This window comes from Exiguobacterium sp. Leaf196 (genome assembly GCF_001423965.1).
Classification (GTDB): Bacteria; Bacillota; Bacilli; order Exiguobacteriales; family Exiguobacteriaceae; genus Exiguobacterium_A.
Window position 1 is genome coordinate 975,821 of the sequence record NZ_LMPV01000001.1, and the last position, 23,813, is coordinate 999,633.

The window sequence follows — 23,813 nt, forward strand, 5'->3', positions numbered from 1 at the left end:
TTTATTTACCTTTTGCTTGATAACCGATTGTTTTGGCTGTCTCGATGAAAGCTTCAAGATCAGACGGGTCTATCCCTTGAAATACTTGATTAATCGCTTGCTCGTGCTCCGGAAAAATCGTTTCCATCAGTTGTTGCCCTTTAGAGGTCAGTTCCGCAAATGTCACGCGCCGATCTTCTGGACATGCTTTACGGAAGACATAATTCTTTTTTTCGAGCTTATCGATGACATAGGTGATGCTACTGCTCGTAATCAAGACTTTTTTTCCGATCAATTGAATCGGTTGCCTGCCCCTGTGAAACAGCAACTCAAGAACCGAAAAATCCGTCGGGTTCAGTCCCCACTGCGCAACGTCCTTCTTGATGACTTCATGTAACGCGTCGACTGCGCGCACCATGACCATTAATGCTTTCAAGTTCGGGTTCGGTCGTGTCATTTCGTTCACCTCTTTTGTATCTTTAATTCATATATCTTTAATTCGAGATAAATATACCATCTCAATTTTTTTTCGTCAACTGTTTTGATTTACTTTATATCATGATGATAAACACAACGGATTTTCGAAGCGTTCATCATCATTAAAAGCAAAACACGTGCCCTTCTCCTAATAGATAGTGATCTGTCTCCGATTGAATATACGCCGTATCGTCAGGTAAACCGATCGCATTATCCATTTGAGACAAATGTTCCTGAAAACGGGCTGCCCTTCTTTCTTGATTTAAATGCGGACAGAGACAGCCACTCAGCCAGCTTTGTCCTGTATCAAGACAGTAATCGTTACCACTTTCTGTCGTGCGAATCCCGGATTCCATCGGATAGATTGCCCCAGCACTGACACCTACGTACCAGGCGCCGCGATCGATGGCTTGCTTGAGGAGTACATTTATTCCAGAGTTCTCAAGTGTCTTGGCGAGTAGCGGATAATTACCACCGCCGACATAGATGATGTCGGCGTGCTGTAATAGTTGTCGTTGTGTATCAATCGTTTGGTTATCGTCAAACAATGTGACGATCGAGACAGTCGCTCCAAGCGCTTCATATGTATCTCGAAATTGTTGTTGGTACAATCGCTCGTCCCGACTTGCCGTCGGCAGGAAGACGATATGCGGTACGTGTGACGTCAGTTGAAAGACATGACGATTGATGACTTGATGAGACGGCGCAATCAGTTGTCCGCCACCGATTAGCATGAGGTTCATCTTATTTCTCCTTTGCAGTGTCTTTTTAGAAAAAGGTGTACAGTCCTTGTTCATAATAATCAAATTCTGATCTGGGCAGTTGCTCAAAGCGATAGCCTTCAAAAAAGGCATTAAGGGCTTTTCTATCATTGATGATCGTACTGATGGCGAGTGCGATATCATACCGTCGATCGCCTGGTCTCATCGCTCCGACATCGATGAACGACATCGTTCCGTTCGTCGCGACCAACAGGTTGTCCGTCGTACAGTCACCATGTATCCAGCACACATCGATCGGTTGTGGACGAGTCTCTTTTAGACGATCGAGTAAATCCATCGTTCCGGACGCCAAACCAGACGCGACATAACGTTCTGCCGTCATGAGTCGTTCCGTTAACCAAACATCCGACATTCCTACTGTCGCTCGCTGATGAAAATGGAAGAGATAGGTTCCAAACGCTTGCCACAGCTAAATCCGTTGTTCGCTTGTCGCCTGTTTTAATGCTCTCGTCAACGTGATTCCATCCCGCCACCCCATCAAGAGATGACTGTGCGGTGCTGTTCTGTCTTTGAAAAAGCCGACGTACTCAGGTAGGAACCCTGGTTCTCGTTGTATCCATTCTTCTAAGACGATTGCTTCTTCAGCGAGCCATTCTTGATATCTCGCTTTCGTTGCAGTTTTTAGTAAGTATGTTCCTGTTTTCGTTTCAACTCGGTAGACCGTCGATGTCCCCCCTTGCTCATCGAGTTTTTCGACGTCCTCGATTGTTCCCGTCATTTGCTCGATGCTTAGACGGGTCTCCTCCGTCATATCGTATACCCCGTGAACGGAACCGGTGTCGACAATCGAATCCAGGTCGATGGTTTTCCGTAAACCGACGCGTCATCGAGAAAACGTTCTAGTGTTGCAACAGACGCGGTTTGCAACTTGACCATGAAGTTATAGCTACCCGTCAGTCGGTGACACTCGACGACTTCCGGATGCCCTTTGCAAAATTCAATCAAACCCGCACACCGCGTCTCTTCAAACATGACGATCGCGAGTAACTCTTGTGCGAGTGCTTCTGGATTAATGACAGCGCGAAATCCTTCGATGATTCCCGCGTCCTCCATTTTTCGGACCCGTTCGATGACGGCTGGTGCCGATAACCCGATCTGTCGTCCGAGTTCCGACCATGGGATCCGTGCATCATCTTGCAGAATCCGGACAATCTGTTGATCAATTTGGTCCATTTTCCATCCTCCTTCTGATTCAAAACCACTTTCTTCAAATTAACATGGAATCAAAGGAAAATATAGCCTTTTACTTTGTTCTGCTGCTGTGTTCATTGAATAGTATTTCTTATACTACTAATAGGAGATGATACGCATGGAACCAACCTGTGTCCGGTGCCAAGAAACGATTGAAACGACGGTCTATCAATGTTCACATGCTTGTACGTTTTGCGAACCGTGTACAAAAACGCTCGATCATATTTGTCAAAACTGTGGGGAGCTGCTCGAACCCGCCACGCCAGTCACTATATAAAAAGACGGATGCCTCGGCACCCGTCTTTTGTCTATTCAGATCGTCTCTTGCGACTGTCGTTCGGCTAATCGTCCTTTCGCTTGTTCTTGATGCGGTTTGATCGCCGACTCGCCAAGTGCTTTCGCAAGACCACGTGTCGGAAGATTGACATACATCGACTCATAATTGCTGACTTCGAACGTCTCGTGAAAGATCCCGACCGCTTCTGATGTCCGTGCCTTCTGATTGAATCGTTTCCACGCCGTCAAATGGCGCGAACCATGGGCATATGCCACCAACTCTTCCGTTGAACGCCAGTATTGAATCAACGTCACGGATCGCCAGCCGACAAGGGACTCATGCGAAATCAGTCCGACATCGTTCGCATAACACTCTTGCAGCATCGGTCCCATCGCTTGGACCGTCGGCAACCATTGCCGGACGGAGCGCAGGCGATTGATCCGTAACCCGATGATGAACACGACGACGTCTTTGTTCGGAGTCGCAATGATCCGTTTCATGTCAATTTCCTCCTTCATGGGTCTCAAGAGAAGCGTCACACCAGTCGAGTAACGCCCGTGTTTTTCGAATGCCATAATCAAGCGTCAGCAACCAATAAACGGCGTCGTTTGAGTCAGGATAAGAACGAATCATCGCATCAATTGCTTGATACGTCTCGAGCCGCTCTTCGAGCAAGCGTGCATGCTCCTGAATCTTCTGCATCGTGACGTCTTTTGAAACATGGCGGGCAAAATAAAGCTTCAACAATAAGTCGTTTCGTTGCACTGGCAAATCAACGGACGGTTCAGCGACCCAACGCTCGAGCTCCACATGTCCGTTTTCCGTCAGGGAGAATTGTTTTCGTTCCCCATCCGTAACCTCTTCCACGATCAATCCTTCCGCTTCTAACCGTTTCAGTGTCGGGTAGACTTGGCCGAAACTGATCTTCCAAAAGTGGTTCAAACTCGTGTCGATCGTATGCTTCATCTCATAACCAGACGTACAACCACTTGCGAGGAGTCCAAGAATCGCATAACGTGTCATGTTTTCTTTTGGCATCGTTCCCTCCTATATCTAAAAGATAGTATCTTTTAGATATAGTTCCCGTTCATGTATAAGACAAACTGGAAATTTACTGGTGAGAGCAGGATTTTGTGTCTGTGATTCGAATTCCTTGTTTACAGACTTAACTAAAAGGAGTTCTCACATGACATATGCTAAAGCCTCTATCTTCTTCAGTCTACTCGGCTTGTTCATTGCTTATATGATTTTCCCACCGATTAACTGGCCATTCGGTCTAAACTCGATGATTACGATTCCGATCGGACTTGCCATCTATCTGTTCGGAATCGGTCTCGGGATCGTCGCCTTCAGACGACGGGAGCCCGGGATTCTTAAATATGTCAGTCTCGCCTGTGCCATTCCGCTCGGCGTGCTGCTACTACTCTTTCTCGGTTACATCTTCAGCGGTCAAATTTAATCGTCTTTCTATAGTTGTTCATGAGACGCTTTCCCGAGGGCATCGAATGTCAACCGGTGAATCGCTGGACTCGACATGGCATCTAACCATTCGTTCGCCGCTCGCCCAGTATATTTTTCAAGAACTAACGCCAATACAAGTCCATGTGTCGCGACAACCACTTGTTGATTCGGATGCATGTCATGGAGCTTTTCGATGGCTGCTACAGCACGATCAAGTGTCATGCGATTCGACTCTCCACCAACTTCAGAGTAATCGGCGTCTAAAAATGACTGTCTCAATACTTCCTCGAGTCTCTCAGTCGTTAATCGTTCATCGATTAGTTGAAAAAGTCGCTCTTGAAATGGAACCGTTATGACCTGCATGTTCCTCTGATTTGCAAGTGGACGAACGGAATCCATCGCCCGTCGCATTGGACTCGAATAAATGGCGTCAATCGGTATCGTTCTAAAGAACACCACTAGTTTCTGTGCTTGCTGTTGACCTGCATCGGTTAAACCTCGTTCACGATCACTCCCCGTTTTGACCGATTCACAATGTCGGACGAAATAAATCGTTGTCATTGCAATTTGACCCAATTTCCTTCGGATATCACGTCGACGTTTGAACCAATGACACGGATCGCTGTCGTGTCGTCGATCGCGTACGCTGGATTCGTCAGTCTCTTTGCCCACTCTTTTGCTGCTTGCATGTGATTGTCTGGTAACTGCGGGTGATCGAGATGCGGGAAGATCGAAAAATCAACGAGACCGAGTGTTGCGTCCGATTGCTCCGGGGTCTTCTGCCATTCGACGAACTCCGTTCCGATACGGGGAGTGAGCACCATGCTACCGGCACTCATCCCGACATAAACACCGGTCAGTTGCGGTAATAGTCGATCAAAGCCCGATTCGACGAACCAGTGATGTAGAAATAGCGGATCCCCACCATTGACGAGGATGACATCCGCTTGTTCGACCGCTGGTTGCCAAATTGCTGGATCAACCACTGAAACCGCTGATAATTCCAACAGACCGACTGACTTCCATCCTACATCGACCATTGGTGCCTCATCTTTTCCTTGAATGAAGTTGACAGCGAGGTCCATCCCCCTTTTTAGTGCGTAAGACGCTGTCGTGATTGCAATGGCATGACATTCTTCAATCGGTTTTCCGAGCATCTCCAGTAACACTTGATGAATCGATGCATTTTGTACCCCACCTGAAGTTAAGAGATACTTCATCATGACACCTCCTGTTCTTTGCTTCAGTTTACAATATTTAAGCGTTTTTGATATGCTTACTTTTATTAACAAATCACTTATTAAGGAACTTTTATCCAATTTTATTCGTATAAAAATAGACAGCATCATATTTTTATGAACGGGAGGCACATATGTACTCGATTCCTAGCTACTTCATACTTTACTTAAAAATCATGCTGACGGATAAGATTCCGGTCTTTTGGTCGTTGATCTTCCCATTGATTCTCGCGTTCGTCTTCGGGTCACGACTCGATTTCACAGAGAGCAGTTTCCTATCATTTCTTGCACTCTTTTGGGGCTATATCTTACTTTCGATTTATGTCAACGGCATTGGTCTCCAACTTGCCAGGATGCGGGAACATGGTTTGATGAAGACGTATATCATGATTTCCGGTAGTAAGATTGGTTGTATTCTCGCACTCGTTCTCGTTCAGCTCGTATTTGCAGCCGTTAGTTTAACGGTCTTTACGACGATTCTGATGCTTGTGTTCGACTTCTTCTCACCTTTAACGTTGTTACTCGCTTATCTCGTCTTGGTGCTAAGCATCCCGCTCGCCTTCGCGAGCATCGCTTTGACAATGCTGCCGGCAAAGATTTCGAGTATGTCGACATTGCTCAACATCGTCATGTATCCACTGTTCTTGTTCGCGAGTAGTCAACCGGATCGTTGGTACAGTTACTTGAATCCTTTTTATGTCATGAAAACACTCGGTCTCGCTGTCTCTGAGCACGTTACGGGAGCATCGTTCCTTATCTTGAGCGTCGTACTCGTCGTTTATCTGTTACTTGGTCTATTCTCTGTCAAACGTTTTAATCTCATGTCATTGCTGACTCGATAGGAGGATTCAGATGCACGTCCAACACATACGCTTCAACTATCCGAAATCACCAGACCTGTTACATGATGTCTCCTTTTCGCTCATTCCCGGAAAACTGAACGTCTTGATCGGGATGAATGGTGCCGGCAAAACGACACTGTTTGATTGCATGACCGGTGCCTTACCGATTACATCTGGTGAACTTGATTTACCTCATATTTCAGACATTCTGTATCTCACACAATTCATCTATTACTCGGATGAACTAAAAGGCAAGGATGTCGCCGTCTTCGTCGGTCGGCTCGCCCGCTTGAAAGCATATCGCAAGCAAGAGACCTATACGCACCATCTGAAACAGCCACGAGAGCTCGATCTATTCGCTCATCTTTGGGAGATGAAAATCGGCAAGATGTCCGCTGGCGAAAAGAAATGGTTGTTCGTCACACTGTTGACGACAATTCCACGTTCGCTCTACATCTTTGACGAGCCGACGAGCGGAGTTGATCCGGCAACACGACTTCATATCATGCGACGCTTCGAGCAGATGACCGCAAGTGGACAAACGTGTCTCTTCTCGACCCATCAATTACACGATCTATTACATACCGATGCCCACGTCATCTTCCTCCATCAAGGTCGTATTTTGTATGAAGGTGACTTCAAGGAGTGGTTGAATCGATTTGAGACGACTGATCCAGACGTCGCGTTCGTTCAAATGCTTGAACTGGCAGGATAACGCAAACCATCTCTTTATTGAGGTGGTTTTTTTGTAATATTTGAAATACAGGTTTTCAATAAACATGTACAGGATATACATAGTTAAAGGAGGTGTGGGTGTTATGAAGTTTTTTAGTGGTGCCCACTTTGTCAATCTTGTCGAGCACCATTTCTCAGAAGAGAATTTCGGAATGCACATTGATTACATGACTGCCAATTCTGCTAAATTGACGCTTACTTTTAAAGAGACGGTATCTCCGATGGATAGTGCGTCGGTCAGTCAGGTTGGAGAAATTCATTATCAACTCCATTTACCAACACTCGAAAAACGTATATTGATTCATGGTCCTTACATTCGGACTTACCAGCTATTTCTTGGACCAGGTGAGTCCATGCAAGAGTTCACGGATCTTCTGCATGACATCGCGCAACACCATCAATGTTAGTTGAAAACATGTATTTATTGCATTTGTTCTTATTTTGTAGAAGGAGTGATGAAACATGCGTACTCATAAAATATTTCCACTGCTTTTATTAAGCGGTTTATTGTTACCGCTTACAGGATGTGGTGACGGTAAGAATGCAGATGGCAAGATTGAGATTAAGTTCATCAATGGATTCACAGGTGGCGATGGTCAATATATGACGAAAATCGTCAAAGGATTCAATGCAAGTCAGAAAAAGTATAAATTGGTCCAATCGCAAGAGAAAGATCATTATACGAAATTCAAATCAGGAAAATACGATTTAGTTGTCATTCATGAAGCAAGTTTACGAACGTATCAGTCGGATCAAATGATTCAGCCTGTTACCGATTATATGAAACAAGCAAACATCAAAGAGAATGATTTCTTAACATCTGGAGTGGACTCTGCCAAAGTTGGCAATAAAATGTACGCCCTGCCGTTAGACATTCATCCACTCACGATGTTTTATAACAAAAATTTAGTTAAATCTATGCCTAAAACATATGCTGATCTCGAACAATTGAATGAACAACTTCAAAAGAAAGATGATCATCTCTACGCATTCGGTCTTCCATCAAGTGGACTGACACCATTCTATCTAACTGTCGCGGCTGCACAAAATGACATTCAACTCGAACGTGATGGCTACCTTGATTTTGCGCAACCTGCCTATGCAGATGCGTTGATGAAATATCATGATATGATATTCGTCGATCAAAGTTCACCTAAAAAATTAGGTCTAGATGGCGAATTCCAATCTTTCATGAAAACTGCATCGAATAACGCCAATCAGACCGCCGTATCATTTACGGGTCCTTGGTATTATTCGGCAGTCAAGGATAAATATAAAGATCAATTAGGCATTGGACCAATGCCCCTCTTATTCAAATCAAAAGCTACGACAGGAAATGCCCATACGATCGCCGTCAGTTCTTCTGTTCAGGATCAAGAGGTCAAGAAAGGAATCTCTTCTTTCTTTAAATACCTCTACACTCCGAAACACTTAGCCAATTGGGCTGAATCGGGTCAAACCCCTTCTCACAAAGAGACATTAAAATTGATTACTGATGATCCATCCCGGTATGCACTCGCAGCTGAAAATCAAAAGCAATTGAAAGATTATGTTCGTGCACCCCGGGTCTATCAGTTTGATGAGCAGATGCGGTATATGAACGAAGTCGTGTTCGCAAAATTAACGAGTGATCGTAATCTGACGAAAGATGCCTTGATGACAGAACTGAAAAAAGCGACCAAACAGGCTCAAGAAATTGCTAAATCCAAGTGAGTTAAAGGAGGAGACCAATGTATTTGACACGACGATCACGTTGGTTCGGATTGCTCTTTTTACTTCCGTTCCTTATCTGTTTCGTTTTATTTTGGTTACTCCCGCTAGTGTATGGCATCTGGATGAGTCTACATGATTTCAGACTGTCTTTTGGAGAAAATGGTTTCGTCGGTCTCTCGAACTATCGGGATTTACTTGTTAATGAGACCGTACATCAACGTCTCTTTTTAGCAACGTTAACGAACACATTATGGTTCATGGTTTACAGCGTACCGTTACTTGTTATCTGTAGTTTATTGCTCGCGCTCTTAATCCGTCATCTTCCACGACGATTTAAAACATTCTTTCGGACGATTTTCTTCATGTCCTACTCCATCTCGGTGACAGCAGTATCTGCCATTTATCTTTGGTTGTTTGCGACGAATGGTGGATTCATCAATCGATTATTACTTGATCTCCACCTCATCAACTCACCAGTCAATTGGACGAGTGATCAACCGTTTGCCTGGGTCGTCATCGTCATTGCGACTGTATGGTGGACGGTCGGCTTCAATATGTTACTCTTCTTGAATGCACTGGAAGAAGTGGATCACACGTTATACGAAGCAGCTAGCTTAGACGGCGCGTCTCCCTGGCATCAGTTTATAAGCATTACATTACCGACGATTCGACCAATTACATTTTTTGTCCTCATTACGACGTTAATCGCTTCTTTTAATTTGTATGGACAGACGCTTTTGATTACCCGAGGAGGACCAGAGCAATCGACGACCTCATTGATCATGGGAATCAATACGACCGTATTCGGTCAGAATCAGTTAGGAATGGGAGCAGCGATGGCACTTTTAATGGGATTCATTATGATGATCATTACCGGTATGCAGTTCTTTGTATCCTATATGGCAACAAAAAAAGAACCTGTCTTATCGAAATCCGTTGCCCAAAAGAAGTCAACTTCTTCAGCTACAGACATTACTATCAAGAGCGATGCTGAAAAGGAGCGGAAGATCACATGAGACACAAAAAAACGACGACGATCCTGTTGTTGACCGTAGCCAGCTTATTATCGATCATTTTTTTACTTCCGCTTGTCTGGATGATATTAACATCATTTAAAACGTTAAGTGATTCACTGGAAAGCGCCAGCCTACTACCGAAATCTTGGACGCTTGAAAATTACCGTCTCATCTTAAACGCTAGTAGCGAGTCTCCATTACTTCGATGGTTGTTAAACACGACGATCGTCACTGTCCTAGGAACATTACTTGTTTTATTTGTCGACGTGTTAGCCGCATACGCTCTAGCACGCCTTCAGATTCCAGGTCGTAAAATCATTCTTGCCATCGTCGTCATCGCTTTGACGATTCCAGGCATCGTGACATTATTCCCAGCGTTTTATCTCTTTAGACAAGCAGAATTACTTGATTCCTATGTTCCTCTCATCGTGCCCTATGCTGCAGGAACACTTGGCGTTTTTTTGATTTATAACTTTCTGCGGACATTTCCGAAAGATTTAGAAGAAGCCGCTTATCTCGATGGGGCGAGTCAATGGCAGGTGTTGACGAAAGTCATCCTACCTACCTTGCGCCCTATCATCACGACGCTTGGAATCGTCACTTTCCTTGCGATCTATAATGATTTTCTGTGGCCATCGCTTGTAACGAATGAAGCAGAAATGAAAACGATGACACTTGGCATCGCTACACTCGTCCAAGGATCGAACTTTGTCAATCCAGCAGCCATGATGGCTTCAACTGTCATCGCAACCTTGCCAGCGCTATTACTCTTTATCTGGGCAAATCGTTTTTTCGTCAAGGGAATCACCCATTCTGGTCTGAAATGACCTTAAAGAGGAGCTGCTATATCATGCGAGCATTACGACATATAAACATGGAACAACGCATGAATGCCGTCCTCGATTGTTTGGCAGCCGCAAAGGACTACCAACGTATCGCCGGACGGCATGATGTATCGTATCAACAATTGTATAGCTGGGTTCAGCGGTACGAGAGCGGCGGTATTCCCGCCCTGACGGACCGTCGTGGTCGGAAGTTACGAAGCGAACGACTTATTTCGACTCAGCATACGCCTTAAACTGATCAAGAATCGCTTGCCAACCCGCTTGTTGCATCTCAGGCGGGTTGATTGTTTCGGCATCAAACGATTCAACAATCTCTGTTTGGTCTCCGTTTCGAGAAAAGTCGATTGTCACCTGTCGACCATCCTCAAGGACATAGGCGATATGTTCATGGGGCACAATTGACTCATATGTACCCGTGAAATCAAATCCCATGCTACCGTCTTTTGCTTCCATTCGATTCGTGAATTGACCACCGACCGTCAAATCATTTTTTGACGCCGTCGTATGCCAATCGTCAGACGCTGCGTTCCAGCGTTTGATGTCTTCCGGCGCGTTCCAAAGCTCCCATACTGTCTCGACCGGACGGTCAATCACAGCTTGAATCGTTAGTTTCGTCATTATTCTTCCTCCTTATAATTTAAGTTCCCTCCTTTTTTCGAGAACGCCTAAACAAATTCCTTGTTTCAACCAATTAATTCAGAGGTGATTTTGGCTCTTTGTTTTCCATATCACAAACAAAAGAATTGCCGGTATGAGACAGATGATTGCATCGGTAAAGGTCGGGAGGCGTAATGTTGGACTTGTTAAAAAACGAATGCCCTCGATCGTCCAAACCGTTAATAAGAAGGCTGTCAACGTTGCGAGCCGCCAGTGTCTCGGAATATTGATCCAGTAAGCGAGGAGTCGCTCCGAAAGTTTCATCCTCATTCCCCCTTTCGAACTGCTTTCAAGAAGCTTTGTTCCGTTTTATAGGAGTTGTCGCGCCACATGAAACGTTTCGTATGGTTGAACGTATTTTTTTCAAACTGATTTCCAGAACTCGTCTTAAAGTAATGGGCGACACTTAAAAGACCGTCGAATGTGTTTCTGATGATCATGTTGTCATGGACGTCATGCTGGACAAGCAATTGACCACCCTCGAGTCCCTTTGTATCATTCCCGATCAACTGATTTTGCTCGATCCGGACACGTTTTGTACCACCCCGCTTCGTGTCATAACCACCGATCGCAATCCCGGTGTAGATGTTTCGCCGTACATCATTCTGGCGGACGATGACATCTTCTGCATACCGTCCCGCGTGTTCACTCGTCACTTCAATCCCGATATCACTCGCTTCGATGAGATTCTTCTCGATTGTTAGGTGTTTACCACCATCGACATAGATACCGGCTGCATTGTATTCCTTCCCGTAAGCAGGATTCCCGTAGCTCGACGTATGGTAGACACGATTTTCCGATACGATGCCCTCGCGGACATAGTCGTCTTTCTTCGACTGGGCGATGCCTTCATACCCGATCAAATCAATACCGATATTGTTGTTATCCCGTAAGACGTTCTTTGTCACACGAAAATGTTTGACATTTCCATTTAAAACAAGTGCTTCGCTGAAACCAAGGCGATTCTGTTCGACTCGATTTCCGGAGATCGTCAGGTGACGAATCGCTCCCGATCCGTAGACGGCGATCCCGTGTGCATTTCCTTCTTTCGCGAGCGTCTTAATGTGGCGAACCGTATTGTTTTTTAACGTGATGTGTGACCCTGATCCCGTGACCAAAATGCCGATTGGCGTCGCGTCCGTTCGTTTCGACTGAACGGCTACGATCGTCAGCCCTTGAATGGTCACGTATTGCCGATTCTTGATTTTTATGATCGGTAAAACGTCATCTCGATCTTTGATGTTTTTCCCACTTAAGACGACCCGTTCTTGTTTGTAATTACGAAAGATAATCGGATGTTGTTTCGTTCCGCTCTGTGTAACATTCAGAGCTTCGTGATACGTTCCCTTACGCAGATAGACGGTCGTTCCGGCCGTCGCTTTTTTTGTCGCTTGTCGTACCGTTTTAAGCGGATGCTTTAGTGTTCCTGCATTTTCGTCACTGCCGTTCGGTGCGACGTATAACGATTTTGCCGTCGATTCGGCCTCATCACTCGTCGAGGCACAACCGACGAGCAGTATGGTCGCTAATAACCATTTCCCTTTCATGTTTTCCTCCTTTATTTGACATATTTGACAGTATGATTCCTGGTACAATATAGGCATCATTTCTAATTTTTTGAATATTTTTAATTTTAACCCGATTTACTATGACTATGGAAAAGAGGAACACGTCATGAAATATGCGCTTTTATTTACTCTTCCCTTCTTGCTTGCTGGTTGTGCAACGGAAGCAACCGTCCTTCCCAAAAAAACTGTCGAGATCAAAAAGTCTTCTTTCTCGATTACTCCAGCTACCTCTAAGGAAGAGGCGTTCCAACAACAGACTTTTTTCTTTACTGGTACACTTGATCGTCCGCTACATCTTAAGGCGGTACAATTCGATGACGCAGCATCACCCGAAGTGCTGATCGACAAATCGATTCCTGCCGGTACATACGACCAGACACCGTTCCAATTAACATATGATTTGAATCTGTTAAATGATTCGCATGCCTTCACCTATTCTCTTGAGGCGAAAAATGGCTTTCCTGAGAAGAAAACGATATACACTTTACCAAAGCATGTTCAAACTGACAGCGGTCAATTTAATGATCAAAAACAGACGAATGTTTCGTTCTATCCCTTACTACTGAAACGCTATACGACCGGCGAGACGATCATCAGTCGCTCGATCGACACGTTATCTTCCCCTCACCTAAACGTCAGAAAACAGGAAGGTGCGATATTAATCTATTTGACGAAGTCATGATAAATCGAATGGCGAACCGAAAAAAATCCGCCGTCTTTTAGTTCTCTATGACATGTGACATGTCGGCTTCTAGTTGAATTAACGCTTCACCATCCGTGTATTCGACGATCGTCAAACTGGTTCCATGAATGAAGGGCGGATCCCATAATGTCGCGAATGGTTTCTGATGGAGATGTGTTAGCAAAATATTCAGGAAGATGCCATGCGTAACGATCAAGATGTTCTCGTCTTCCTTATGGTCAGCCAGTCGTTCCAAAAACGATAGGATGCGCTCACGAACCTCGTCAAACGACTCCCCGGATTCCGGTATGTATGCGTGTGGAGTTTGCCAAAACGAAGTATGAGCGATGGGGTGCGCCACTTCAATTTCCGCTGCCGTCCGTCCTTCCCAAGTACCCATGTGCATTTCTCGTAATCGATCATCGACGGTGACTGGAATCGACGGATCAAGATCCATCATCCGAACTGTTTCTCGGACGCGGCCAATCGGACTGATATAAAGGTGATCTAAATGTACTTCACGTAAGCGGTGACCGAGGTCCCGTGCATTCTGTCTGCCTTTCGCTGTTAAGGGAGAGTCTTCCCAGCCTTGCATTCGTTTTTCTAAGTTCCATTCCGTCTCGCCATGACGCGTCATGTAAAGTGTTGGCATCTATTTCATCCTTTCGGTTTCTAGTTTCTTTCAAAAGTGTATCAAAACCTGGCTGTTTTTTCCTGTACCTAGAGAAAACAAATCCAAAAGAGAAATCAACCAATCCGTTCGGTATGATGAAGATAGACATAAAGGAGGAATTCGATGAATCGTCAACAAATGATTGACCTTGCCGAACAGATTCGCTCGGGAGAGGAACGTCCTAAAGTCACACCCCCTCAACCACCGCAAGCTATAACGAGTACGTTACAGGTGCCGACATCGATCGGCGATGTCCGAGTATTGCTGCACTCGCCGATCGATGCAGCAGACATATTACCTGGATTCATCAGTTTCCATGGTGGCGGTTTTATCACAGGAACGCCAGAGATGGACAAACCATGGAATCTGTTTCTTGCTGAGACCGTCAACTGTCATGTTTTTAATATCGAGTACCCATTAGCACCGGAGCATCCATTCCCCATTCCAGTCCACGTCACCTATGAGGTCGTCCAGTGGATTTTTCAACATGCTGATACGCTACACCTCGATGCTGCGCGCATCGCGATCGGGGGACATAGTGCTGGTGGGAACCTCGCTACTGCCATATCGTTATGGAACGCCGAGCAGACACATCCGGTTCCGCTCATCGCTCAAATCCTTGACTATCCTCCGCTCGATCTCGCAACGGACCCAGCGGACAAACCGTTTTTTGAAGAAGCCATACCTACTGAGCAGGCACGCCAGTTCAATGCGATGTACATCGCTCGTGCGGAAGATGCGTATCATCACCTTGCTTCGCCACTCTATGCGGCTCAACTTGAAGCACTACCGCGGACACTCATTTTGACGGCTGAGCACGACTCACTGGCGCAGGAAGCTCAGCAGTATGCTAATCGACTTCAAGCAGCAGGTGTTCACGTCGTACACCAGGAATTTGCCGGACAACCCCATGCCTTTACGCATCACGGTGACGCAAACGTAGCGCTTCAGGCTTGGCAACGGATTGCTGATTTTCTTAGACATGTCTTTCAGTCTGCTAAACGTTCGTAACGTTGCATCACAAATTCATGAAAAACAACAGTCCCTCACTCCATCGAGTAAGGGACTGTTCGTATTATCGTCATTCTTTTTTGTCGTCTTCTTTCCACCACAGCGCATCTTCCGGATTTTTTGCGACTTCATGTACTTCCTGTTCCGAAGCAACCGTCGGATGTGATCCTTTGAGCGCCTTACCTGCTGTGTTCTCAAAGAAAAAGAAGAATGTGATGAAGCCAATGACGCTGACGGCTGTCAGGTAATAGGCTGGAGCGAGTGGATCTTCTGTCGTGTGCACAAGCCAGGTCGAGACGAGTGGGGTCGTCCCACCAAAGATCGACACTGCGATATTAAAGGTAACGGAAAGCGTCCGGTACCGCACATCTGAATAAAAAATACTTGGCAACAGACTTGGCATTGTCCCCTCGAAAATTGACAAAAAGAAACCAATAATGAAGATCCCGATGCCGACGAATAACAACCAGTCTTGCCCGATTAGGAAGAATGAGAGGATTGATGTTAAGGCTAACCCCGTCAATCCAAGCAGTACCAATCGTCGATTGCCGCGCCGATCGCTCAAGCGCCCGAACGATAAAGCAAGCGGAATCATAATGATCATGACACCGGTGATTAACATCGTACTCGTTGCACTCGGTAGACCGATGATTTCATCCAGATAAGACGGCATATAGGATAACAACATATAGTTCGTGATGTTATAGAAAGCAACGGCGATAAAGCAGACGATGATGTCTTTCCGGTGTTCTTGGATGATCGTCCGAAACGTCGCTTGTTCCTGTTCACTCTCATCAATCTCATTCTCGAAAATCGGTGACTCATCCAGGTGTCGCCGAAGATAAAGACCAAATAATCCGAGTGGTGCGCCTAAGATGAAGGGAATACGCCATCCCCAAGATGACATTTGGTCGTCTGATAGAGAGACGAACAAGATCGTCGCTAATACGGAAGCAAGAATATACCCGGCTAACGTTCCGATTTCAAGACCACTACCGTACGCGCTCCGGTGTTTATCGGGTGAAGACTCGGCGATATAGACCATCGCACCAGCATATTCACCACCGGTCGAAAAGCCTTGCAAGATCCTTGCTAACAGTAAAAGAATCGGTGCCCAGACACCGATTTGATCGTAGGTCGGTAGCAGACCAATTAACAAAGTCGAAAATGCCATCATGACGATCGTCGTCGTCAAGACGACTTTTCGTCCCAGACGGTCGCCCATTCGTCCAAAGATCAATCCGCCGAGTGGTCGCATCAAAAAGGCGATCGCAAACGTCGCAAACGTAAAGACCAGCTTCAGTTCATCATTTTCTACACCACTAAAGAAATTTTGACTGATAATGACAGCGAGGTAGGAGTACAACCCAAAATCAAACCACTCCATCGCATTGCCGATTCCGGTCGCATAAACACTTTTTTTCGTTTGCGCCGGATCAACGACATTGACATGTTCCCTTCTGAATCGCATGAAGTTCTCACTTCCTTTTCTATGAATGCGTTACGATTAACAACTCACCTCACCTGTACGACCATCGATCGCTTTCATTATTTTCAACATATGATTGCATGAATAAGATTCCCTCTATGCTTCACAGATAAACGCTCCTCGACCTCAACCATGTACAATTTCCAACCGGGTCATAAAAATAAAAAAAGATCCCCCATGGCGGATCTAAAAGTCATCGGATAGCTTCGAAATCGGACTGTCTGGAGATGCCGTGATGAGTCGAAGCAGAACTTTTTCTGGTCGATCACTGATGAGCCAGATGACGGAGGTCCCGTTTCGATAGGCAAGATTAAGTTGTTTCCCTGGCTTTTGAATATGTACTTTCAACCCATTGATAGTGCGTGTTCGTTCTCCGAATCGAGCTGGAATACGCTCATTTTCCAGTCGAGTCTCAATCACTGTATAATGACGATTCGTTACAAGTTTCGTCGCCATTTTTTCTTATTCCCTTCCCACGATAGACTCCCTGCGATCGTCTCACCTTTTGTTGGTTGATCTCGAATGAGTTCCATCGAACTTCTTAATATCCAGTTCGACTTCTTTTCATAAATCATCAGCGTATCGTATCGTCCTTCGATTATGCTTGCTAGCAGTAGACTATAGTCGCCGAATCGCGCGTCCACTCGGAAATCACCTTTCTTTAACGTATAGGTTGACTTGTCACTCAAGTCATACTTAAATTGATGCTCGGCCGTCTCTGCAGCAGTCGGATAGGATCCACCATCGAACAAACTCGTGCCATCCACTTGAACTTTTTCTTTCACCTCGACATTTTTTTCCGGTGCGCATCCGCTGATAAAAAGAAGTCCTAACACGAAAAGAGTGATTTGCTTTTTAGGTTTGAGTCGTTTCATGGCATAAGCTCCTTCCTGTTTCATATACAAATATGTAGACCTGTATTGTCTTGCCATCTTTTTTCGATCACCCGTCGCTGAAAAATCAAATGACGCACGGTATCGATTTGAAAATGGGGTGTCGGGCGAATGATTCGATCCATAAAGTCATCTGCCCCGTATGGAAGATAGAGTTCAAAGTCTGGTCGTCTCGTCACGCCGATTGCCGTGACGGTTTCTGGAAACTGTGAAATCGCATCTTGTGCAGATGTATAGGGTGGTAACTCGTTAATCGTGTGCATACGTGCCTGATTTTTGACGGACCACAGTAAATCCATCTGTGAATTCAAGTATTGTTCATGTCGCTTTTCCGTCTCTTCTGACAGATCCGATGGATCAAAATAGACGATATCGATATCCGACGTCTCATGTCGTTCGAAATTCCAAATCTTCGAGCGTAAGACGCCAGCACAAATCCACCAATCCGATAAATCGAGTCGTTCTACGATCTCTAGCATTTGTTGTAATTCATCGTCTTCTCGTAATCGTCGTTCGATATCCACTAGATTCATGCATTTCTCCTCCGAATCTACTTTCTAAATGATGACTCTTTCTTCAGTTTACCTCAATTCATCGATTAGGAAATCATTTCCTGCTTTTTATTGAGAACGATTAAACAAACAGCTCGTTCTCAACGTATCTATCCATACGTTCGAACGAGCTGTTCTTAAATGCGGATCAACACGATACCTCCAAGCATGACAAGCAGACTGATGATTTGAACACCTGTGACCGGTTGTTTTTTTGCACCGAACCAACCGAAACGATCAATCAACAGACTGCCGGTCAGTAAGCCAATCGTGACGATCACGACGGCGAGACCTGTACCGACGAGCGGAACGATGAAGGCATTACCGGCAACGAACAATGCACCGATCAATCCACCGATCCAAATCCAGGCAGGTAATGGTTGCGAGCGATCAATTTGCCACTTCGTTCGTAAAATCAGATTCAGCAACAACAATGCGATCGTTCCGATGACGAACGAAATCAAGGCACCTTTCACGGCTGAACCGAGAACACTCCCAAGATGACCATTGATAGCCGTTTGAGCAGCACCCATCGTACCAGTCAGAATCCCGAGCAGACGCCAGAGAAACAATGATTTTTCTGTTGATACCACCTGTTGCTTGTGGCGCCGTGCGAAATAATCACCGAGCGCGACTGTTCCGACGACACCGAGTAACACTAGCGCTGCACCGATGATCCGCGTTAATGAAAGTGTCGTGATGTTCGCTTCAAACAATCCGAAATGATCGATCAACAGTCCCATGATGACTTGACCGAAAATCGGCATGATGACCGTTTGGACACCTCCGAGACGAGGAAACAGCAAGATGTTCCCGGTCAAATAGATGACACCGAGTATCCCGCCAGCCCAAATCCAGAACGGTTCATCGGCAACAGCCGTGAGACCTGCGAGGTTCCCGTCGACCAGCAATACAAGAATCAGTAAGAATAGTGAGCCAATCGAAAAGGAAATCAGCGAAGCGAGGAATGGCGAACCGACGACGCCTCGCAATCGTGTATTGACACTCGTTTGAACCGGTACGAGCAAACCGATGATAAATCCAATGATGATAGCAAGCATACGAGGACCTCCTTATTCATGTGCCCTTTCATCATACGGCAGTCTCGCACGCTGAAGCGACCGGAATGCTCAAAAAGGAGCCGGTTCAACGACCGGCTCCACGAATTAAATCTTTTTCCACGACTTCGGATGCGTCCGCAATTCCTTCTTTGTCGGATGCTCGACATCGAGACGTTTTCCGTTTCGTTCAAGTAGCATATCTGATACGAGCAAAGCGATAGCAAACACGACGTAGACGGCAAAACTTAGGAAAAATGGTAAATCGAATACGATCAGTATTGGAAAGAATAATCCCATTAAGATGACGAACAGAAAATCCGTTACATACTGCCATTGAATGATTTTCTTCATCTCTGGTTCTATCGTTAATGCCATATCACGTTCGACTTCTTGCGAGTGGATCCGCGCAATCCAGACTAGTGATACAAATAATAAAAATAGTGGCCAGTACATATCCCGATTGGCGACGACCAACAGGATGCTAAAGCCGTACAGTAACGAGCTGTACAAACGTGGTTTAACGAGTTGACGTTTTTCTTCTTGAATGAACGCGATACGTTCGGCTTTCGTTTTCATTTAAATCCCCCAACTGATTCAACGTACCTGTTTAATCTGATCGAACGGTTCGTGATCGACCGATGTATTCGACCTTATTCTGAAATACTCGGTACATCCGGTATTCTCCAGTCGGTGCCGATTTCAATTGAACGGCAATCTGATGACGACGTGATTTCGATGATTCCGACGCTACGAAGTACGGTTTGACTGATGCGATATTGTCGCGCCCGAACTGCTTCGTCACGTGCCGAACGACTTGCACTTCAACAATCTGCTCATAGGTTGCATCCCGTTCATCTGCGATCATCCACCAACCAACACCGCCAATCACTACAAGTAATAGAATCGCCCCGATCGTTTTTCGCATTTCGATCCCCCCGGTTCACTTGCCCATACTTACTGTTTCAATTCGTGAACGAGGTTTTCCTGCTTCCGTCGGGTGACGAACCAAGCGATGGCTAGGACAAGCACCACCAAACCGGCAATAGTTCCAGCAATCGTCGGGACGTTGAGATAGAATGATCCTGTATCATCAATCCGTGTCACGAAGATTGTCGCACCAAGACCACTGATCAGTCCAAAGATGATGCCGCTCCCAATGAACAAGAGCATTTGAATGAGTGTCAATTGACGCAGCCTGTTTCGAGTCAGCGCAATCGTTCGTAGCAAGGCATACTCGCCTCGTTTTCCACTCACGAAACTGAGTAAGGCGTTTGCAAGTCCGAACCAGACGGATCCACTCATGACGACAAGCGCAATGATGAAGACGAACCAACGTTCCGTCGTTTGTTGCTCCGCATCATGAAGCGCGTCAGATAGTCGATTCATTTGCAATGTCGGATAACTTTGCGTGATCTCTGATAATTTTTTTGTCACTTGCGCCTTCTTTAACTCGGATGGAACGTCGATAAAGACATTCAAGATGTGATCGTTTGGTTGCCGTAGCTCCTCGTTCCGCCAATCCACGAGGATGTCTGGTGCTATCTTCTTTTCGATTCCAACGATTCGGAATTGACCGAGCGAAACACTTCGCTCTTGTTCCCCGTCCCATCGACCGAGCGGCAACGTATCGCCGTTTTGGAGACCGTGTTTTTTAGCGAAGGTACGTGAGATGATGATTCCGTCTGTGTCACTCGTCTGTTCTCCCTCTAAGACGTCAAGATGACGATAGTCCGTCACTTCGTACTCGATTGAGACATCTTCTTGAGGCAACTGGTATTCAAAGGAACTTCGAGACGATAGGAAGGTCGCTTTTGCGCCAGGTAGCTCGGTTTCAATTCGTCGAATCAATTGCAGCGGATTCCCTTGCGATCCTTCATCCAAGCGACTCTGTAAGACGACTTCCGTCGGATATTGGCTGATGATGTAGTTCCGCTCGTTTTGTTGTACCGTCTCAAGGAACGTCGATCCAATGACGACGATAATCATCAATACTTGAACGATCAGCATCAACCAGGCGTTTTTCCGTAGTTGTGGCAACACGCCCCGGAAGGCGACGAAACTCGTCGGTCCCGCTAACCGACGAACGATCGGCTCCGCTCGATGGAGCACTCCCTTCAAGAGCAGTGGCGTCGCAAGATACATCGTTAGTAAAAAGGCAATGGTTGCACCGATCCAAGTCATCGCCCGCGCCCCTTCTGTGCTTGCGATCACTTCTGCGAACAAGATCAAGCTAGCAGTCAACCCACTACTAGCAAGGACGAGACGTTTTCGTCGTGTCGGTCGTGACGCGGTTTTTAGATTTTCTCGTAAGACGTGGAGCGGTAACACATCTCGTTTTCGGTAAGCAGTGCTCGCGAGCAACATCAAAATCAATAAGGCACTACCTAACGTGATGAGCATCAAGAACGCTCCTTGTTCGATCATGAGGGAGACGATCATTTTCCCTTCCGTTGGCCATACCAGTTGACCAAGTAACGGTAAGCAAATACCACTCAGGATTGCGAGGACCGTTCCCGATAAGACAATCAAGCCGGATTGAACGAGGAATAACTGAAACAGTTGCCCGGTTGTCGCCCCAAGCGTCCGCATGATGGCAAATTGGATAGCATGTTTGCGTAAATACAAGTCGAAGTTCGCCATCAAGATGAAGCCGGACACGACAAGGATCAGCAATGACAAGATCCCGATGTAGCCGTTCAGTGTCGGTGAGAGTGCTTGTCCTTCCGAAAGTTCAATACGAAGCTTCGGATTCGATTGGACGAGTGTATCGGCATAGCGTACGACATCCGTCCCTTCTTTCACATCGAGCAAAATCGCTTTAAATTCGCTTGTGTGATGTTTCTGCAGATCAGCATACGAAAGTAGGACTTGATCTTGCGCGTTCTTTGATGTTTTGGTGTCCGGTAGAATCTCGCGAATCTGATACGTTTTTTCCCCGACACGCAGCGATTGCCCGATAGTACGGTCAAGCGCCGTCGCGAGTCTAGCCGATAGGATCGCTTCTCCCCGACTTAAATCGTTTGTGAAATGGTATCGACTTTTCGTTAACGCATCTGACTGAACACCAATCGTTTCGACGTCGGCCATCGTTTGACCAGAAATCCGCTCTGTCGTCTGTAAGGTCGGCTCTGTTCGTAAGATACCTTTATCCTTCTTGAGTTGCTCAAGCAAGGTCTGTTCCGTCCGCTCGTCTTCAGATGCATATTTAATTGTCAGATCGACTCGACCGTATGTCAGCTGTCGATCTGCTTCGATTGTTGCTTGATTATGTAACAAAAAGATCATCATCGTTAAGACGAGACCAATCGAAATCATGACGCTTCCGATTGAGGTCACTAAAATCATAGGACTTTTACGGTACAATCGGTGGGAAAGACGGAAGAGATGTTGTCGCTTCATACGGCCCCCACGAACTGTTCGTATGTCTCTAAGATTGGCGCCACGTCACCAGTCGACGGCTGATCGGCGACGATCTGTCCGTCATGGAAATACAGTACACGTTTCGCATGAGCGGCAACGGTCGCATCATGCGTCACGAGCAAGATGCTCGTCTGTTGTTCCCGATTGAGTTCCTGCAATAACTGCATGATTTCAGCGGATGTCTTAAAATCGAGGTTACCCGTTGGTTCATCAGCTAAGATGATTGGCGGTCGACTGATCAAGGCACGCGCGATCGCGACGCGCTGTTGTTGTCCACCAGACAGTTCTTGCGGTCGATGGTCTTTCCACTTCGTCAGTCTGACACGGTTGAGCCAAATTTCTACCTCTTGATTGATCGTTTTTTCATCCATCCCCTTTAACATCAACGGTAAAGCAATATTCTCATGGACCGTCAAGTCATCGAGTAAATGAAACGACTGAAAGATGAACCCGATGTGTTGCTGACGATACAGCGTGGCTGCTGGTTCAGTGAAGATGTTCCATTGCCGTTTTCCCTTTAGCGTCAACGCTCCACCTGTTGGCGCGTCAAGCGCCCCTAAAATATTCAATAAGGTACTTTTTCCAGAGCCACTCGTACCCATGATGGCGATGAAGCCACCTTCTTCTAACTTGAAGGAAACTTGTTTTAGCGCTTCAACCGTCTCTGTTCCCCGCGTATAGGTTTTTGATAATCGTTCGACTTCTAATAAAGCTGACACATATATCCCTCCTCATTTATTCCGCCTTCATCATAACCAATATAAGGATTTTTTAGAAGTAAATGCAAAAAACTCCTCATCGTTTGATGAAGAGTTCCTGTTTCATGAGCGTACATATTTCATTGGAATCAAGTCGGAAATCTGGACTTTTGTCAACTGATTGTCGATCATCAAGAGAACAAATGCGTCCGATGCATAATCGGAAATCAATTCGCGACACATGCCGCACGGACTGACGACACGAATCGTTCGGTCCGCCTCGTCCGAATAGGGGTGTCGAACTGCGACGATCGTTTCAAAATCTGTCAATCCATCCGTGATGGCGGAACCGATCATGATGGCTTCCGCGCAAACTGTTACCCGCCCGATATAGGCTTCGACGTGAACGCCCACTTTCGTCGCGCCATCTTTCGTCCGGAGAGCAGCTGCGACGTGATGTTTGTCGTCAGCATAGCGGCTTTGAATCGTTTCGGTTGCTAGTTCGACCAGTTGCAGGTCGGCTTCTGTAATAGGATAGGTTTGCATGTCATACT

Annotated in this window: 34 protein-coding genes; 11 read left to right on the plus strand and 23 right to left on the minus strand. The window is 46.0% G+C overall.

Annotated features, from left to right (window positions below; translation table 11 throughout):
- Position 1 precedes the first annotated feature (1 nt).
- The 5 genes from ASG02_RS05200 to ASG02_RS05220 form a co-directional block, all read right to left on the minus strand.
- Entirely contained in the window at positions 2 to 436 is a 435-nt protein-coding gene (locus ASG02_RS05200) for a MarR family winged helix-turn-helix transcriptional regulator (RefSeq protein ID WP_056061619.1), read from the minus strand.
- A 142-nt stretch (positions 437 to 578) separates the two neighbouring features.
- The gene (locus ASG02_RS05205) at positions 579 to 1,199 is read right to left on the minus strand and encodes a Type 1 glutamine amidotransferase-like domain-containing protein (protein WP_056061623.1); all 621 of its coding nucleotides are present in this window, start codon (positions 1,197 to 1,199) and stop codon (positions 579 to 581) included.
- A gap of 25 nt (positions 1,200 to 1,224) precedes the next feature.
- The gene (locus ASG02_RS05210) at positions 1,225 to 1,647 is read right to left on the minus strand and encodes a phosphotransferase (protein WP_082478668.1); all 423 of its coding nucleotides are present in this window, start codon (positions 1,645 to 1,647) and stop codon (positions 1,225 to 1,227) included.
- Positions 1,648 to 1,989 carry a hypothetical protein gene (locus tag ASG02_RS05215; RefSeq protein ID WP_056061628.1) on the minus strand — a complete coding sequence of 114 codons (342 nt, stop codon included), beginning with the start codon at positions 1,987 to 1,989 and terminating at the stop codon, positions 1,648 to 1,650.
- Positions 1,986 to 2,411 carry an Lrp/AsnC family transcriptional regulator gene (locus ASG02_RS05220; protein WP_056061631.1) on the minus strand — a complete coding sequence of 142 codons (426 nt, stop codon included), beginning with the start codon at positions 2,409 to 2,411 and terminating at the stop codon, positions 1,986 to 1,988. The genes ASG02_RS05215 and ASG02_RS05220 overlap by 4 nt, the downstream gene beginning before the upstream one ends.
- 136 nt (positions 2,412 to 2,547) lie before the next feature.
- On the opposite strand from ASG02_RS05220, the gene ASG02_RS15485 reads away from it, so the two are divergent.
- Positions 2,548 to 2,706, plus strand: a complete 159-nt coding sequence (locus ASG02_RS15485; protein ID WP_235514005.1) for a DUF1272 domain-containing protein — start codon at positions 2,548 to 2,550, stop codon at positions 2,704 to 2,706.
- Between the two features lie 35 nt (positions 2,707 to 2,741).
- Here ASG02_RS15485 and ASG02_RS05225 read toward each other — a convergent pair whose 3' ends face one another.
- Positions 2,742 to 3,206: a DUF4188 domain-containing protein gene (locus ASG02_RS05225; protein ID WP_056061633.1), complete on the minus strand. Its 465-nt coding sequence runs from the start codon at positions 3,204 to 3,206 to the stop codon at positions 2,742 to 2,744.
- 1 nt (position 3,207) lies between these two features.
- The gene (locus tag ASG02_RS05230) at positions 3,208 to 3,744 is read right to left on the minus strand and encodes a PadR family transcriptional regulator (protein WP_056061636.1); all 537 of its coding nucleotides are present in this window, start codon (positions 3,742 to 3,744) and stop codon (positions 3,208 to 3,210) included.
- Between the two features lie 148 nt (positions 3,745 to 3,892).
- Here ASG02_RS05230 and ASG02_RS05235 point away from each other — a divergent pair, with 148 nt between their 5' ends.
- The gene (locus ASG02_RS05235) at positions 3,893 to 4,165 is read left to right on the plus strand and encodes a hypothetical protein (RefSeq protein WP_056061639.1); all 273 of its coding nucleotides are present in this window, start codon (positions 3,893 to 3,895) and stop codon (positions 4,163 to 4,165) included.
- Between the two features lie 8 nt (positions 4,166 to 4,173).
- On the opposite strand, the gene ASG02_RS05240 is transcribed toward ASG02_RS05235, so the two are convergent.
- Positions 4,174 to 4,728 carry a histidine phosphatase family protein gene (locus ASG02_RS05240; RefSeq protein WP_056061644.1) on the minus strand — a complete coding sequence of 185 codons (555 nt, stop codon included), beginning with the start codon at positions 4,726 to 4,728 and terminating at the stop codon, positions 4,174 to 4,176.
- Positions 4,725 to 5,387: a Type 1 glutamine amidotransferase-like domain-containing protein gene (locus ASG02_RS05245; RefSeq protein WP_056061647.1), complete on the minus strand. Its 663-nt coding sequence runs from the start codon at positions 5,385 to 5,387 to the stop codon at positions 4,725 to 4,727. Before ASG02_RS05245 ends, ASG02_RS05240 begins: the two co-directional genes overlap by 4 nt.
- A gap of 152 nt (positions 5,388 to 5,539) precedes the next feature.
- Here ASG02_RS05245 and ASG02_RS05250 point away from each other — a divergent pair, with 152 nt between their 5' ends.
- The 7 genes from ASG02_RS05250 to ASG02_RS05280 all read left to right on the plus strand — a co-directional run bounded on the left by ASG02_RS05250 (position 5,540) and on the right by ASG02_RS05280 (position 10,789).
- The gene (locus tag ASG02_RS05250) at positions 5,540 to 6,247 is read left to right on the plus strand and encodes a hypothetical protein (RefSeq protein WP_056061648.1); all 708 of its coding nucleotides are present in this window, start codon (positions 5,540 to 5,542) and stop codon (positions 6,245 to 6,247) included.
- A 10-nt stretch (positions 6,248 to 6,257) separates the two neighbouring features.
- Positions 6,258 to 6,962, plus strand: coding sequence for an AAA family ATPase (locus ASG02_RS05255; RefSeq protein ID WP_056061652.1), 705 nt, complete (start codon positions 6,258 to 6,260; stop codon positions 6,960 to 6,962).
- Positions 6,963 to 7,065: 103 nt separating this feature from the next.
- Positions 7,066 to 7,389, plus strand: a complete 324-nt coding sequence (locus ASG02_RS05260; RefSeq protein WP_056061655.1) for a hypothetical protein — start codon at positions 7,066 to 7,068, stop codon at positions 7,387 to 7,389.
- A gap of 55 nt (positions 7,390 to 7,444) precedes the next feature.
- Positions 7,445 to 8,695 carry a hypothetical protein gene (locus ASG02_RS05265; RefSeq protein ID WP_056061658.1) on the plus strand — a complete coding sequence of 417 codons (1,251 nt, stop codon included), beginning with the start codon at positions 7,445 to 7,447 and terminating at the stop codon, positions 8,693 to 8,695.
- 17 nt (positions 8,696 to 8,712) lie between these two features.
- A complete protein-coding gene (locus ASG02_RS05270; protein WP_069201465.1) occupies positions 8,713 to 9,711 on the plus strand; it encodes a carbohydrate ABC transporter permease in 999 nt (332 codons plus the stop codon).
- The gene (locus ASG02_RS05275; protein WP_056061661.1) at positions 9,708 to 10,538 is read left to right on the plus strand and encodes a carbohydrate ABC transporter permease; all 831 of its coding nucleotides are present in this window, start codon (positions 9,708 to 9,710) and stop codon (positions 10,536 to 10,538) included. Before ASG02_RS05270 ends, ASG02_RS05275 begins: the two co-directional genes overlap by 4 nt.
- A gap of 23 nt (positions 10,539 to 10,561) precedes the next feature.
- A complete protein-coding gene (locus ASG02_RS05280) occupies positions 10,562 to 10,789 on the plus strand; it encodes a helix-turn-helix domain-containing protein (protein WP_056061663.1) in 228 nt (75 codons plus the stop codon).
- On the opposite strand, the gene ASG02_RS05285 is transcribed toward ASG02_RS05280, so the two are convergent.
- From ASG02_RS05285 to ASG02_RS05295, 3 genes are all read right to left on the minus strand, one after another.
- Positions 10,764 to 11,174: an SRPBCC family protein gene (locus ASG02_RS05285; RefSeq protein WP_056061668.1), complete on the minus strand. Its 411-nt coding sequence runs from the start codon at positions 11,172 to 11,174 to the stop codon at positions 10,764 to 10,766. The genes ASG02_RS05280 and ASG02_RS05285 overlap by 26 nt on opposite strands.
- A 78-nt stretch (positions 11,175 to 11,252) precedes the next feature.
- On the minus strand, positions 11,253 to 11,477 hold the full coding sequence (locus ASG02_RS05290; RefSeq protein ID WP_056061671.1) for a hypothetical protein: 225 nt from the start codon (positions 11,475 to 11,477) through the stop codon (positions 11,253 to 11,255).
- Between the two features lie 2 nt (positions 11,478 to 11,479).
- Positions 11,480 to 12,760, minus strand: coding sequence for a right-handed parallel beta-helix repeat-containing protein (locus ASG02_RS05295; protein WP_056061674.1), 1,281 nt, complete (start codon positions 12,758 to 12,760; stop codon positions 11,480 to 11,482).
- Between the two features lie 127 nt (positions 12,761 to 12,887).
- Between ASG02_RS05295 and ASG02_RS05300 the strand changes: the two genes are divergently transcribed.
- Positions 12,888 to 13,463: a hypothetical protein gene (locus ASG02_RS05300; protein ID WP_056061675.1), complete on the plus strand. Its 576-nt coding sequence runs from the start codon at positions 12,888 to 12,890 to the stop codon at positions 13,461 to 13,463.
- 37 nt (positions 13,464 to 13,500) lie between these two features.
- Here the strand turns inward: ASG02_RS05300 and ASG02_RS05305 are convergent, their stop codons facing one another.
- A complete protein-coding gene (locus ASG02_RS05305; protein ID WP_056061678.1) occupies positions 13,501 to 14,115 on the minus strand; it encodes a histidine phosphatase family protein in 615 nt (204 codons plus the stop codon).
- Positions 14,116 to 14,259: 144 nt separating this feature from the next.
- Here ASG02_RS05305 and ASG02_RS05310 point away from each other — a divergent pair, with 144 nt between their 5' ends.
- The gene (locus tag ASG02_RS05310) at positions 14,260 to 15,147 is read left to right on the plus strand and encodes an alpha/beta hydrolase (protein ID WP_056061681.1); all 888 of its coding nucleotides are present in this window, start codon (positions 14,260 to 14,262) and stop codon (positions 15,145 to 15,147) included.
- Between the two features lie 70 nt (positions 15,148 to 15,217).
- Here ASG02_RS05310 and ASG02_RS05315 read toward each other — a convergent pair whose 3' ends face one another.
- The 10 genes from ASG02_RS05315 to ASG02_RS05360 all read right to left on the minus strand — a co-directional run bounded on the left by ASG02_RS05315 (position 15,218) and on the right by ASG02_RS05360 (position 23,805).
- The gene (locus ASG02_RS05315; RefSeq protein ID WP_056061684.1) at positions 15,218 to 16,618 is read right to left on the minus strand and encodes an MFS transporter; all 1,401 of its coding nucleotides are present in this window, start codon (positions 16,616 to 16,618) and stop codon (positions 15,218 to 15,220) included.
- A 204-nt stretch (positions 16,619 to 16,822) separates the two neighbouring features.
- Positions 16,823 to 17,092 (minus strand): hypothetical protein, encoded by a 270-nt coding sequence (locus tag ASG02_RS05320; RefSeq protein ID WP_056061687.1) that lies wholly within the window; start codon positions 17,090 to 17,092, stop codon positions 16,823 to 16,825.
- Positions 17,074 to 17,511: a hypothetical protein gene (locus tag ASG02_RS05325; protein WP_056061690.1), complete on the minus strand. Its 438-nt coding sequence runs from the start codon at positions 17,509 to 17,511 to the stop codon at positions 17,074 to 17,076. The genes ASG02_RS05320 and ASG02_RS05325 overlap by 19 nt, the downstream gene beginning before the upstream one ends.
- Positions 17,512 to 17,531: 20 nt before the next feature.
- Positions 17,532 to 18,062 (minus strand): nucleotidyltransferase family protein, encoded by a 531-nt coding sequence (locus tag ASG02_RS05330; RefSeq protein WP_056061692.1) that lies wholly within the window; start codon positions 18,060 to 18,062, stop codon positions 17,532 to 17,534.
- Between the two features lie 155 nt (positions 18,063 to 18,217).
- Positions 18,218 to 19,141 carry a DMT family transporter gene (locus ASG02_RS05335; RefSeq protein WP_056061695.1) on the minus strand — a complete coding sequence of 308 codons (924 nt, stop codon included), beginning with the start codon at positions 19,139 to 19,141 and terminating at the stop codon, positions 18,218 to 18,220.
- 105 nt (positions 19,142 to 19,246) lie between these two features.
- Positions 19,247 to 19,717, minus strand: a complete 471-nt coding sequence (locus ASG02_RS05340) for a hypothetical protein (RefSeq protein ID WP_056061698.1) — start codon at positions 19,715 to 19,717, stop codon at positions 19,247 to 19,249.
- Between the two features lie 31 nt (positions 19,718 to 19,748).
- A complete protein-coding gene (locus ASG02_RS05345; RefSeq protein WP_035407705.1) occupies positions 19,749 to 20,066 on the minus strand; it encodes a hypothetical protein in 318 nt (105 codons plus the stop codon).
- Positions 20,067 to 20,095: 29 nt separating this feature from the next.
- Positions 20,096 to 22,540 (minus strand): ABC transporter permease, encoded by a 2,445-nt coding sequence (locus ASG02_RS05350; protein ID WP_056061700.1) that lies wholly within the window; start codon positions 22,538 to 22,540, stop codon positions 20,096 to 20,098.
- Positions 22,537 to 23,286 carry an ABC transporter ATP-binding protein gene (locus ASG02_RS05355; protein WP_056061703.1) on the minus strand — a complete coding sequence of 250 codons (750 nt, stop codon included), beginning with the start codon at positions 23,284 to 23,286 and terminating at the stop codon, positions 22,537 to 22,539. Before ASG02_RS05355 ends, ASG02_RS05350 begins: the two co-directional genes overlap by 4 nt.
- A gap of 96 nt (positions 23,287 to 23,382) precedes the next feature.
- Positions 23,383 to 23,805 carry a cytidine deaminase gene (locus ASG02_RS05360; protein WP_056061707.1) on the minus strand — a complete coding sequence of 141 codons (423 nt, stop codon included), beginning with the start codon at positions 23,803 to 23,805 and terminating at the stop codon, positions 23,383 to 23,385.
- Positions 23,806 to 23,813 lie beyond the last annotated feature (8 nt).